We start from the raw sequence: 11,752 nt of genomic DNA, 5'->3' as shown, positions 1-11,752 counted from the left end.
GGAGGGGAAATGACCCAAGCGACGGTAATGATGGCGGAGATGACGTGGCCTGAGTTCGCGGCCTGTCTGGAACACGACCCCATCGTCTTTCTGCCCACCGGCATGCTCGAGCAGCATGGTCCTCACTTGCCGATGGGGGTGGATCACCTGTTGCCGACGGCGATCGCCGCCATGATCGCGCGAGACGTCGATGGCATCGTCGCCCCACCCCTCAATTATGGCTACAAGTCGATGCCGCGTACCGGCGGGGGCCCCTCGTTTCCTGGCAGTACGGGGCTCGATGGCGCCACGCTGAGTGCCACCGTGCGTGACGTGATCCGCGAGTTCGCCCGGCATGGCGTGCGCCGGGTGTGTGTCATCGACGGTCACTTCGAAAATCGCTGGTTTCTCAACGAAGGGATCGACCTGGCCATGCGTGAAGTTGGCGATACCGGCCTGCGAGTGATGTGCCTGCAGCATTGGGATTTTCTGACCCAGGAAACCCTGGATGACGTGTTTACCGACGGTTATCCGGGGATCGAGCTGGAGCACGCGGCAGTGCTGGAGACGTCGCTGATGCTGCACTTCCACCCGGAGCTGGTGAGAACCGACAGGATTCCGGACAACGCACCGATGGACGCACCGCCCTACGACATCTGGCCCGCCTGCAAGGAGTGGGTTCCCGAGACGGGGGCACTGACCTCGGCTGCGCAAGCCTCGGCCGAGAAAGGGGCGCTGATGGCGGCGCAGTACCGGCGCGACATGACAGCGGCGGTTCAACGCGAGCTCCTGTCGTGAAATGGCCCCATGGGGGCCGGAGAGACGAGTGACTTATCAGGGAAAGAGACATGGCGACGTCGTTTGATTTCAGTGGACAACACGTGTGTGTGACCGGTGCCAGCCGAGGCATCGGCCTGGCGGTCGCGCAAGCATTTGCGGCAGCCGGCGCCCATGTCTGGGTCGTAGCGGAGGATACCAGTGTCGTGCAAGCTGCCAACGAGATGACAGCGGCAACCGGAGCTCGCGTTCAAGGGCTGCGCTGTGATGTTGCCGATCAGTCGGCAGTGCAGCAGGCGTTCGAGGGCATCGGGACTCTCGACGTACTGATCAACAACGCCGGGATTGAACTGCCGACCCCGGTCGAGGAATCGCATTCAGCCATCGACGATGCGTTTCGCCGGATCATGGAAGTGAATGTCATGGGCACGTGGTGGGTGACGCGGGCGGCGGTGCCTCTCATGAATTCAGGCGGGCGTATCCTGATCACATCCTCGATCTGGGGGCGTACGGCCGTCCCGGGATTCGCCGCTTATGTGGCGTCCAAACATGCCTTGATCGGCCTCGTCCGGACGCTCTCGCAGGAACTGGGACCTCGCTCGATACGGGTCAACGCCATCTGCCCCGGCTGGGTACGCACGGAAGCCTCGTTACGCTCACTGGCGGTGATGGCGCAGAAACGCGGTATCAGCGAAGAGGCATTGACGGAAGAAATCGCTGCCGGCCAGTCGCTGGAGGGCCTGATGGAACCGGCAGACGTTGCGGGGCTATACCTCTATCTGGCCTCGGAGTCAGCGGCCAATATCACGGGACAAGCCATCCCCATCGATCGCGGCGAGGTAATGGCATGACGGCATCCTTAAACGGGTTGCGAGTATTGGTGACGGGCGGCTCTCGCGGTATCGGCCGCGCGATTTGCCTGTCGTTGGCCGCTGCAGGTGCGCGGGCCGCCTTTGTCTATCATGGCGATCGTGAGGCCGCTGCCGTGACTCTGAATGAGTTACAGAAGCACGATGCCTCGGCGTTTGCCGTCGACGCGGATGTGTCACAGGAAGCATCCGTGGTCGCGATGATGAGCCAGGTGATCGAGAGACTTGGCGGTCTCGATGTGGTGGTCAACAATGCCGGTATCCTTCACGAAGCTGGCCTGCTGGAAACCTCGACAGAGTCGTTCGATGCCGTCATCGGCGTCAACCTGCGTGGCACGTTTCTGGTCGGGCGCGAAGCGATCAGGCAGATGGTGGCGCAGGGCTGTGGCCGGGTGATCAATATTGCTTCCGATCTCGGCTATCTTGGCCGAGAGCGCAACAGTGCCTACTGTGCCTCCAAGGCCGGCATCGGCGCCATGACACGCTCCTGGGCCCGGGAGTTCGCTCCCCACATTCTGGTCAATGCCGTAGCGCCGGGGCCGGTGGACACCGACATGCTCGGCGCCGATGTCATGAGTGAAGCGCAACGTGAAAAAGAGAGCGACATTCCGCTGGGGCGCATCGGCCGGCCTGAAGAGGTCGCGGCGGTGGTGCGATTTCTTGCCGGCCCGGAGGCGACTTTCATTACCGGCCAGACCTACGGCGTCAATGGCGGCAGTTCGATGATCTGAACCAACGATAAGGAAATGGATGATGGCAAGAGAGGCGTCTTTTTTCCGGCCACTGGGCGGTAGTGAATTACCACGGTTTGCCGGCCGTTCCACCTTCATGCGACTACCGATGATCGAGGATCCGGCCGAAGTCGATATCGCCCTGGTCGGCTTCCCCTGGGATAGCGGGTCGACCAACCGTGTCGGTCAGCGGCACGGACCGCGGGAAATCCGCAGCAATTCGACCATGATGCGTCTCGTGCATCAGGCCAGTCGCATCGCTCCTTATGATCTGTGTCGTGTCGCCGATCTGGGCGATGTGCCCGTCAACCCGATCAATATCGACGATACCCTCGAACGGGCGACCGCGTTCTATCGCGACCTCCATCAAGCCGGTGCCATGCCACTGACGGCGGGGGGGGATCATTTGGGGACGCTGCCGATATTACGCGGTATCTACACCGGCCAGCCCATGGCCATGGTGCAATTCGATTCCCACTCGGATACCAACGACAGCTACTTCGGCGATAATCCCTATACGCATGGCACGCCATTTCGACGCGCCATCGAGGAGGGCATTCTCGATCCTCGGCGCATCGTCCAGATCGGTATACGCGGTTCGCTCTACAGCGCCCAGGACCTGGACTGGGCACATGAAAAAGGGATTCGGATCATCGAAATCGAGGAGTATTTCGACCTTGGACCCGATAGGGTCGTCGAGGAAATTCGACGGGTCGTGGGCGACGCCCCCACGTATGTGACCTTCGATGTCGATGCGCTGGATCCGGTCTATGCGCCGGGCACCGGGACGCCGGAGGTAGGCGGGTTCACGACGCCTGAAGCCCAGCGCATGATCCGCGGGCTGCGTGGGCTCAACCTGGTCGGTGCCGATGTCATGGAGGTCGCTCCCCCGTTCGATACTGCCGATATCACGGCATTGACCGGTGCGAACCTGATGTTCGAACTGCTTTGTGTACTGGCCGATGCGATCGCCAAGCGGCGCTGACCAGCCGTCGACTGAGGGCGTCGGCCGCACCGCTGTATCGGGCTTGAGTGCCAGGGGACTAGAACGTGCCCGGGTAGCTCCCTCCGTCGAGCAGAATATTCTGGCCCGTCATATAACCGGCCTGCGCACTGCAGAGGAAAGCACAAAAGGTACCGAATTCCTCGGCAGTACCGAAACGCTGCGCGGGAATGGACTGCACTCGCTGTTCGCGTATCGCCTCGATGGTCTGGTTCTGTTTCTGAGCGCTGATTTCCAGGTTGTTTCGCAGGCGTTCGGTGTCGAAGGAACCGGGCAACAGATTGTTGATCGTCACATTGTTGCCGGCCAGTTGTGGCTGTCGGGCCAGGCCGGCAATGAAACCGGTCAGGCCACTGCGGGCGCCATTCGATAGGCCCAGGATGTCGATCGGTGCCTTCACCGCCCCCGACGTGATGTTGATAACGCGACCGAAGCCATTGGCCGCCATGGTATCCACCGTGGCCTTGATGAGCTCGATGGGTGTGATCATGTTGGCGTCCACGGCGGCCTGCCAGTCCTCGCGGGTCCAGTCACGGAAATCCCCCGGCGGTGGACCGCCATTATTGTTGACCAGAATGTCGACGCGCGGACAAGCGGACAATACGGCCTGGCGAACCGCGTCGGTGCCGATATCGCCGGCCACCGCTTTGACCTCAATATTCGGGTTGCTTGCCCTGAGTTCCTGGGCTGTAGCGTCCAGGGGCTGCTCGCTTCGGGCATTGATTACCAGGTTGACGCCTTCGTGGGCCAACGCTTGGGCACACCCCTTGCCCAGTCCCTTGCTCGCTGCGCATACCAGCGCCCAGCGACCTGCGATGCCAAGATCCATGCATGTCTCCTTAAGTGGTTAGGATTCTCGATCATGTCTATCAACGGGCGGAATAGCCACCATCCACGGGCAGTATGGCACCAGTGATGAACCTGGCCCCGGGGGATGCCAGGAACAGAGCCGGTTCGGTCAGATCCTCGGGGGCGCCCCAACGGCCCAGTGGTGTGCGACCGACCAGCTCGTTGGAGCGTTCTGTGTCCTGGGTGAGTGCCGAGGTCAGATCGGTTGCAATCCAGCCCGGCGCCAGGGCATTGACCCGAATCCCCTCCGGGGCCCAGGCAATGGCCAGCGAACGAGTCAGCTGCGCTACACCGCCCTTGGAAGCCGAATAGGCAGGGGCATGGCCACTACCGAAGAACGAAAGCATCGAAGCGGTATTGATGATGCACCCCTTGGTGGCCTGCAGGGCCGCATGGGCCGCATGACAGCAGCGTTGCGTGCCATTGAGGTTGATATCGACGACCTCGGCGAAACCATCGGGACTGAATTCCTTTCCGCCTCGCTGAATGACTCCGGCACAGTTGACCAGCACATCAAGGCGCGAGAATGCGCTGAAAAAGTCTCTGACCTCGTGATCGTGACGCACATCGAGGTGATGTTTGCCAGCCACGTCAAGCTGCATGGCCTCGGGTGCCTCAATACCGGTCACATGCACTTCATCGCCTTGAGCGTGGAATGCCTGGGCAATGGCCTTGCCGATACCGGTGCTGCCTCCAATGACGACGACGGTGTTCATAACTCTCCTTGCAATACTGGCTAAGGCGATGCGGTCGTTGTCCGGGAACGCCAGACGGACCTCACGCTGGAACCGATCAGCGCAAGCCAGACAAGCAGTGCCAGTGCGCCGAGGGTGGCAGCGATAGGGCGATCGAATAACGTCAGCAGTTCGCCGTTGGACTTGATCATGGAGCGCATGAAATTGCTCTCCACCACTGGCCCCAGGATGACCGCGAGGATCATGGGGCCGATGGGAAATTCATTCTCCACCAGGACATAGGCGAGGATGCCCAACCCGAGCATCAACCAGACATCCAGCATGCTGTTGTTGGCAGCATAAGCACCGACGATGCAGAACAGCAGAATCAGCGGATACAGAACGCTCTGAGGTACCGACAGGATATGGCGTGCGCCCCGAATCGCCAGCAGCCCCAGGGGCAACAGCAGGAGGTTGGCCAGCACGAAGACGATGAAAATCGCGTTGACCAGTGTGGCATCGGCGGTGAAGACATCCGGCCCGGGGGTAATGCCCTTCATCATCAATACCCCGATGATGATGGCCGTGATGGTATCGCCGGGGATGCCGAATACCAGCGCGGGGACATAGGCGCCGGATAGGGCGGCATTGTTGGCGGAGCTGGCGGCAACCAAGCCTTCGGGGTGTCCCGTCCCGAACTTTTCCGGGGTACGCGACAATCGCCGTGAGAGCGCATAATTGATCCAGGAGGCGATGTCGGCCCCGGCCCCGGGCAGCGCGCCGATCAAGGTGCCGAGAACGCCGCTACGTGCCATCCCCCCCTTGTAACGCCACATCAATCGACCGACGCCTTGAAAGGGCTTGTCGACTGGCGGTGGGGTGGGTAGTGAGCTCATGCCGATCTCGGGAAGTCGGCGCAGCAATTCGGCAATGGCAAACAAACCGATCAATACCGGCAGGATGGAAATGCCGCTCATCAGATCGGAAATGCCGAACGTGAAACGCACCTGGCCCGAGACCGAATCCATACCGACCATCGATATCAACAGGCCCAGCAGCATGGAAATGGCCCCCTTGAGCGCGTCGGCCCCGGAGACCAGTACGGCACAGGAAAGCCCCAACAGGGCGAGCCAGAAGTACTCATCGCTGGTGAATTGAAGTGCAAAATCGGCAACGAGTGGGGAAAGGAAAGCCAGGATCGCCACCCCGATGATCCCGCCCACGACCGAGCAGGCAAGATTGACACCCAAGGCCTGTCCCAACTTGCCCTGGCGTCCCATGAGATAGGCCTCGTCGGTGTAGGCGGCTGAGGCCGGTGTCCCCGGAATGCGCAGCAAGGCCCCGGGAATATCGCCGGCCACGATGGCCATGGCCGTGGCGGCAACGATGGCACTAATGGCCGGCAGGGGCTCCATGAAAAAGGTGACCGGCACCAGTAGCGCGGTGGCCATGGTTGCCGTCAGCCCCGGGATGGAACCGATCAACAACCCGAACAGGGAGGCGCCCAGGATGACGACCAGAACCTCCCAAGTGAACACCATGGCCAAGGCATCGGTTAGCGCTGCCATCAGTAAACCACCTCTTCAAGAATCCCCAGTGCCAGGGGGACATGGAGCAGTTGCGCAAAGACGATCCAGATCAGGATGGTGCTTACGATGGCAATGATCAGTGCCAGTGACCATCGACCCTTCGACAGCCAACCGATCAACAAGGTCAGCATGACCGGTTCAACCAGAGGAAAGCCGAGAATCGGTGTGAGGAGTGCATAACCGGCTACGGCCACCACGACAGCCACCAGGCAAGCCAGGGTGTGAGACAGGCTGATTTGACCCTGCCAGGAAAACAGCACGCGGTGTTGCTGAAAACTGCGTAATGCCAGTAACAGCCCCAGGAAAATCAGCAGGCTCCCCACCAGGATAGGAAAACTGCCCGCGCCGAAGGATTGACGCGGAAGTGTGTTGAAATCCTGGGAAGCCCACACGGTAATGGCGCCGAGCAGCGCCATTACCAGACCCAAGACGAGATCGTTGATTCGCATGACGAAACCCTGTCTCGCTACGGGATAGTGGGATTATTCGGCCAAGCCTAACTTGTCGATGATCTCGGCGTTGTTGTCGTCGGCCTCGGCCATGAAGTCGCGGAAGTCCTCCGGTCCTTTCCATTGAGTGCCAAAGCCCTGGTCGGCCATGAAACTCTGAAACTCCTCGGATTCATAGACGGCTTGTGACGCCTCGACCAACGTTTCCCTGACATCGCCTGGCAAGCCTGCGGGGCCGACCACGCCGCGCCAGGTACCGGCGGCCCAAGGGTCGCCCGTGATCTCTTCCGCGGTGGGAATGTCCGGGAAGGCATCGAGACGCTCTTCGGCGAATACGGCCAGCGACCTGACCCGATCCGATTGACGCATCGATTCGGACTCGGGCAGTGAAGAGAACACGAAATCGACACCGCCGGCAGCCAGTTCCTGCAGTCCAGGGGCCGCCCCTTCACTGAGAACATCCTGTCCGACACGAAGGTATTCCAGTCATGCTTGTGCCCGTTCAACTGCTTCCCGCAGTCGTCAGGGTCGAGGCACACCAATAGGTGATATCACCCACCCACTTTTGATTGGGGGCTGAGGCCGTGAAGTTTTGCTCTAGTAGATTCGGTGCCACCGGCAGCGAATGCCGAGAGTTTGTAGTGGCCTTGAACTTACGAGCTGCTTTAGCGCGCAAGCCTTGTCGCTGTAAGCCACCGTCTTACGGTTAATCGGCATTCCATCGTCTCGCAGGTCGAGGGCCAGTCTCGGAGCGCCTGAGCGCCCTTTACGTTGGTGGTAAGCCCCGGCCACGCGCTGATCGATAATGGCTTGCTGACAGCGCTTTGGCGATGATGCCCCCTGGCGTTGTTGCCAAACGTAGTAGCCACTTCGAGCGACACCTATCACTTGGCACATACGCTGAATACTGAAGGCCTGGCGATGACGATGGATAAAGGCGTACTTCACTTCAGGCGTCTCGCAAAGTACACCGCGGCCTTTTTTGTGATGGCCAGCTCTTCGTTGGCTTCGGCTAACTGGCGCTTCAAGCGAGCGTTTTCTTCTGCCAACGACTGCTCTCGTTCAGAGGTGTCTTGCTGAAGCTGGGCTTTAGAGCGCCACTGATAAAGCTGGCTCGTATGCATGCCCAGTTCACGAGCCGCTGCTGCAACGCCAATGCGATCAGCTAGCGCTAATGCTTCTTGACGGTAGGCATCTGAGTAACGGGTATAAGATTTCTTCTTCATTGATGTTATCGATCTTGCCATGTTTAACCTCAGTGTTGCTGGAAAAAATCAGTCTGACTGAATAATCGCTCCATCGTTAATCGACTTTATTAACAGCGACCGGATGACGCTTTTATTAAGCTAGGACAAGCCGACTCAATCAGGGGGTGACGTCGCTAGGATGTAAGGTTTTATCTATTCTTCTGTAAGACATTGACTATTATTTTTGTAAGACATTGACTATTGGTTGCTTTAAAATATTGTTTTATAAGGTGTAAATTTTTTATTACTGCGTGAGTGATGCCTCCATTGATTAAATAATCATTTGACACGACTAATTTGTAGTCACTATTTTGGTAAGGCAAGCTTTGAACTTGCTTTAATAGCAATATGACTGCTATTGGCTTGTACAGAATTGATAAGCCGTTCAAGGGTGGGAGAGGTACATTATGATAAAGAGACATGATATAAATGATTATCCTGCAATCGCCAAAACGCTAAGTCACGATGGCGCAGTATTAGTAAAAAACATTTCCTCCAAGTCGGATTTTCTTTGGTTGTGTGAAAAAATTGGAGATATAGTTCCTCATCGCGATTCTGATAAATTTGGAATTACGAGCGTTGCTTCTAAGGAGCCACTTCGCGACAAAGCTGGTTTCGCTGGCTTCTCTCGGGATGAATTAGCATTACATACGGATCGAGCCAATATAACGTTACCACCAAACTTAGTAGCACTTTATTGTGTCGAGCAAGCTAAAGTCGGCGGGGACACTAGGTGCGTTGATGGTAGGAAGCTTTTAGAAACACTTTACCAACAAGCTCCTGATATTGCGGAATGGGCAATCAAGGAAGACCAAGTTATATATAGCGACTTGGTAGACTCTTATACTGGCCCCATATATAAAAAGCAATCCAACGGAAGTATTTCACTACAATTTCGCTGCGATGGTCGAGGGTATTATCGCCACAAAGACCTTATCTTCGTTGAGAGATTTCTGCAGTTTGCCGAATCATTAGAGGAAATACTAAAACTTGAACCAAGAGATGCCCTAATAATAAATAATTGCCAATGGCTGCACGGAAGAACAAAGTTCATAGGATCTCGCGAGATGTTGAGAGTTCACCTTAGAAACATTGAGGACTATGAACAGGGATTCTTCTTGAACGATAAAACAAAGATGTCCAAGTGGGCTTTGATATGAAAAATGTAATTTTTATTGTTGTAGATGCGCTGAAATATGGACTTGTAGGAGGAAAGCATAATGCTCGCCCATCTCACACCCCTTTGATAGATGATTTTTTCTCTGAAGGAATGCACTTCCATAATGTTCACTCGGTGAGCTTCCCAACTCAGTTCGCAATGCCTGGAATATTAGCTGGCCAGTTGCCTCTTAGCAATGGTGGATACCATTTAGGAATTAGCGGGAGAGGTGAAACATTAGCTGACTGGTACAAGAGGCGCGGTTATAAAACGATTGGAATAACGACAGACTACCACACTAGTAGCTGCTATGGATACGGGAAAGGGTTTGATGAATATTTAGAACTCCACGATGTCGCATGGCATGCAAATGCAGTTTGGCGCAATGACTTGAGTTATTTGGCAGCTAAGAAAAAATTATTGGGAATGCCTGATGAAGCTGCACTTTATTATGCGAAAAAAAAGCTAAACGCATACATTCCATATGCAGTCGACTTTTCAAGGAAGAGGATCGAGGAGCAAGATGGAGGCAAGGTTGCATACGCACCTCAAATAGATAACTGGAAATTCTCTAAGATAGAGAAGTTAGCGCTGGAAGAGCTGCACTGCCTAAACCGTAATGGAAATGAGTATGCTCACAAAGCCATGCAAGGAAAATCTCCTTGGTTTAATATTCTTCCTGGTTTGCGTTTAGGGCCTCACTATCCAGATGCTGATTACGTCTTAAATAGGGCTATGGAAATATTGAAAGGTGTTTCAGAGCCATTTTTTCTCTACCTACATCTTACAGATGTGCATGGAACTCTAACAGAAGATTTATCTGGTCTAGGCCCGATTTCAAATGACGCAATTAAATTTAGAAGATATCCTAACTCACTAAACCCATATGGGCGTTTTGAACAAAGGTATGAAGGTCAGGGCGAACGTAGTGATTGGCGTGCAGTTAGGTTTGCTGATTATCACTTAGGACACTTCTTAAAAAAAATCAAAGAGTCTTCAAATAAGAGTGAAACTATCGTAGCAATGACTGCTGACCATGGTGATCACCGAGCTGAACGATACGGGTATGGTGCACATTATGGTGTATCAGATCACTTGAATTTTTATGATGAGCTAACTCACGTTCCATTTATGGTTTATGATGGAAAGAATTCAGGAGATTTTTTCAATCTTTTGTCTACAGAAGATACAGGAATGATTTTAAAAAATATTGTAAAAGAAGATAAATATCTAAGTAAAATTGTTAGTGACAGTTCTAGAGAGTGGGTTATTTCTGAGCATGCAACTCCAGGAGTGTGTGCCATACCATTCAAACCAATAAAAATAGCTGTTAGATCTAACTCCAAGAAGCTAGTCTATATAGATATGCCAAGTCAAAGATTCGGAAAATCTGAGGTCATTCAAGCATACGACCTTAACCATGACCCTTTAGAGAAAATAAATATGAGGCTCCATGTGGAGAGTGACCATGAATTCAGGCAGCTAAAGGAGATTGCAAAAGAAAGAGCTAATGTGATTAGATCCCACAAGGAGCCTTGTAATGTCATCTAGCTTTTCCCATAGCATGAAAAATTCATTTAGATTTAGAATTATTGAAGAGGTTGCAGACCCTTTGGGTGAAGAAAATGCAGACTATATAGCGGCATCATCTAATTGTATATTATGGATGGATGGCGCTGCGCCTATGGGGGCGTTGAAAAAGACAAAATATCCCAATGATGCATCATGGTTTGTTAGAAGATTTTCTGAATGTTTTATGTCTCAGGTGGATGAGTGGGGGTGTGCTCGCGATCTTATTCATAAAATCCAAGTTGATACCGGTAACGAGTATAGTAGTTTTCCTCAGCTCTCTTACGGGGATGAGTTAGAGATTCCATTCGCATGTGTTGGAGTAGCCAGGCTTGTTAATAATCTGCTAGAAATCTCTAATGCTGGAGATTGTACGCTACTTTATGAGGATGAAAAAGGAGAGATTTCTTGCTTTGGATATAACTCTGTTAAGGCACTTGATGCTTTAGTTCTAGAACAGTACTCTGGGTATAGAAAAGAGGGATTATCTCATTCTGAAGCATTTAAACTTATTGCTCCAAAAATAGTTGAGAACAGGGGGCTAAGAAACAAGATGTTTGGATATGATGTTGTCGAGCCTTCTGTCAATACATCTGTTTCATTAGAGAGATTGTTAATTCCTGCTAGGCATGGAATGAAAATGCTTGCAATGAGTGATGGTTTTTATCGTGCAGTAGATACCTACGGTATATTCTCAGAAAAGGAGATATTTGAAGTTTCTTTTAATTATGGGGTAAGTTATATTTTAAATCGTATTCGGGAAGTTGAAAATAGCGATAAAGAGGCTGATCAGTTTCCGAGAATTAAGCTTAAAGATGATGCCTCTGCAGTGGCATTTGTTATCGAGGAGATATAAT

Annotated in this window: 12 protein-coding genes and 1 pseudogene; 7 read left to right on the top strand and 6 right to left on the bottom strand. The window is 53.9% G+C overall.

The window, feature by feature from the left end:
* The first annotated feature begins 9 nt into the window (after positions 1-9).
* Genes BLW01_RS06405 through speB form a run of 4 tightly spaced genes read left to right on the top strand, consistent with a single transcriptional unit; the run spans position 10 to position 3,341 of the window.
* Complete coding sequence (locus tag BLW01_RS06405) at positions 10-777, top strand: creatininase (protein WP_092569009.1); 768 nt, start codon at positions 10-12, stop codon at positions 775-777.
* 50 nt (positions 778-827) lie between these two features.
* Complete coding sequence (locus tag BLW01_RS06400) at positions 828-1,607, top strand: SDR family NAD(P)-dependent oxidoreductase (RefSeq protein ID WP_092568682.1); 780 nt, start codon at positions 828-830, stop codon at positions 1,605-1,607.
* On the top strand, positions 1,604-2,356 hold the full coding sequence (locus tag BLW01_RS06395) for an SDR family NAD(P)-dependent oxidoreductase (protein ID WP_092568681.1): 753 nt from the start codon (positions 1,604-1,606) through the stop codon (positions 2,354-2,356). The genes BLW01_RS06400 and BLW01_RS06395 overlap by 4 nt, the downstream gene beginning before the upstream one ends.
* Positions 2,357-2,375: 19 nt before the next feature.
* A complete protein-coding gene (gene speB, locus BLW01_RS06390) occupies positions 2,376-3,341 on the top strand; it encodes an agmatinase (protein ID WP_244889964.1) in 966 nt (321 codons plus the stop codon).
* 58 nt (positions 3,342-3,399) lie between these two features.
* On the opposite strand, the gene BLW01_RS06385 is transcribed toward speB, so the two are convergent.
* The 6 genes and pseudogenes from BLW01_RS06385 to BLW01_RS18660 form a co-directional block, all read right to left on the bottom strand.
* Positions 3,400-4,188, bottom strand: a complete 789-nt coding sequence (locus BLW01_RS06385) for an SDR family oxidoreductase (protein WP_092568679.1) — start codon at positions 4,186-4,188, stop codon at positions 3,400-3,402.
* Positions 4,189-4,228: 40 nt separating this feature from the next.
* Positions 4,229-4,924 (bottom strand): SDR family NAD(P)-dependent oxidoreductase, encoded by a 696-nt coding sequence (locus tag BLW01_RS06380; protein ID WP_092568678.1) that lies wholly within the window; start codon positions 4,922-4,924, stop codon positions 4,229-4,231.
* Between the two features lie 20 nt (positions 4,925-4,944).
* Positions 4,945-6,450 carry a tripartite tricarboxylate transporter permease gene (locus BLW01_RS06375; RefSeq protein WP_092568677.1) on the bottom strand — a complete coding sequence of 502 codons (1,506 nt, stop codon included), beginning with the start codon at positions 6,448-6,450 and terminating at the stop codon, positions 4,945-4,947.
* On the bottom strand, positions 6,450-6,920 hold the full coding sequence (locus BLW01_RS06370; protein WP_092568676.1) for a tripartite tricarboxylate transporter TctB family protein: 471 nt from the start codon (positions 6,918-6,920) through the stop codon (positions 6,450-6,452). The genes BLW01_RS06375 and BLW01_RS06370 overlap by 1 nt, the downstream gene beginning before the upstream one ends.
* 33 nt (positions 6,921-6,953) lie before the next feature.
* The gene (locus tag BLW01_RS06365; protein WP_092568675.1) at positions 6,954-7,406 is read right to left on the bottom strand and encodes a Bug family tripartite tricarboxylate transporter substrate binding protein; all 453 of its coding nucleotides are present in this window, start codon (positions 7,404-7,406) and stop codon (positions 6,954-6,956) included.
* A 55-nt stretch (positions 7,407-7,461) separates the two neighbouring features.
* Positions 7,462-8,167 (bottom strand): annotated as a pseudogene (locus tag BLW01_RS18660) (IS3 family transposase); the annotation flags it as partial.
* A 407-nt stretch (positions 8,168-8,574) separates the two neighbouring features.
* Between BLW01_RS18660 and BLW01_RS06355 the strand changes: the two are divergent.
* The 3 genes from BLW01_RS06355 to BLW01_RS06345 are packed head-to-tail and all read left to right on the top strand — an operon-like array spanning position 8,575 to position 11,751.
* Positions 8,575-9,327 (top strand): TauD/TfdA family dioxygenase, encoded by a 753-nt coding sequence (locus tag BLW01_RS06355; RefSeq protein ID WP_092568673.1) that lies wholly within the window; start codon positions 8,575-8,577, stop codon positions 9,325-9,327.
* Positions 9,324-10,877: a sulfatase-like hydrolase/transferase gene (locus BLW01_RS06350; protein WP_092568672.1), complete on the top strand. Its 1,554-nt coding sequence runs from the start codon at positions 9,324-9,326 to the stop codon at positions 10,875-10,877. The genes BLW01_RS06355 and BLW01_RS06350 overlap by 4 nt, the downstream gene beginning before the upstream one ends.
* Positions 10,867-11,751 carry a hypothetical protein gene (locus BLW01_RS06345; protein ID WP_092568671.1) on the top strand — a complete coding sequence of 295 codons (885 nt, stop codon included), beginning with the start codon at positions 10,867-10,869 and terminating at the stop codon, positions 11,749-11,751. The genes BLW01_RS06350 and BLW01_RS06345 overlap by 11 nt, the downstream gene beginning before the upstream one ends.
* The last annotated feature ends 1 nt before the right edge of the window (position 11,752 follow it).

This window comes from Aidingimonas halophila (assembly GCF_900106955.1).
Taxonomy (GTDB): Bacteria; Pseudomonadota; Gammaproteobacteria; order Pseudomonadales; family Halomonadaceae; genus Aidingimonas; species Aidingimonas halophila.
Note: the sequence above shows the minus strand (reverse complement) of the source record. Positions and strands in the feature narration are given on the sequence as shown.

Bases quoted from the DNA above. Each gene is read 5' to 3' on its own strand.
- speB (WP_244889964.1), top strand. From the start codon at position 2,376: ATGATGGCAAGAGAGGCGTCTTTTTTCCGGCCACTGGGCGGTAGTGAA.
- BLW01_RS06350 (WP_092568672.1), top strand. From the start codon at position 9,324: ATGAAAAATGTAATTTTTATTGTTGTAGATGCGCTGAAATATGGACTT.
- BLW01_RS06345 (WP_092568671.1), top strand. From the start codon at position 10,867: ATGTCATCTAGCTTTTCCCATAGCATGAAAAATTCATTTAGATTTAGA.
- BLW01_RS06385 (WP_092568679.1), bottom strand. From the start codon at position 4,188: ATGGATCTTGGCATCGCAGGTCGCTGGGCGCTGGTATGCGCAGCGAGC.
- BLW01_RS06370 (WP_092568676.1), bottom strand. From the start codon at position 6,920: ATGCGAATCAACGATCTCGTCTTGGGTCTGGTAATGGCGCTGCTCGGC.
- BLW01_RS06380 (WP_092568678.1), bottom strand. From the start codon at position 4,924: ATGAACACCGTCGTCGTCATTGGAGGCAGCACCGGTATCGGCAAGGCC.
- BLW01_RS06405 (WP_092569009.1), top strand. From the start codon at position 10: ATGACCCAAGCGACGGTAATGATGGCGGAGATGACGTGGCCTGAGTTC.
- BLW01_RS06375 (WP_092568677.1), bottom strand. From the start codon at position 6,450: ATGGCAGCGCTAACCGATGCCTTGGCCATGGTGTTCACTTGGGAGGTT.
- BLW01_RS06355 (WP_092568673.1), top strand. From the start codon at position 8,575: ATGATAAAGAGACATGATATAAATGATTATCCTGCAATCGCCAAAACG.
- BLW01_RS06395 (WP_092568681.1), top strand. From the start codon at position 1,604: ATGACGGCATCCTTAAACGGGTTGCGAGTATTGGTGACGGGCGGCTCT.
- BLW01_RS06400 (WP_092568682.1), top strand. From the start codon at position 828: ATGGCGACGTCGTTTGATTTCAGTGGACAACACGTGTGTGTGACCGGT.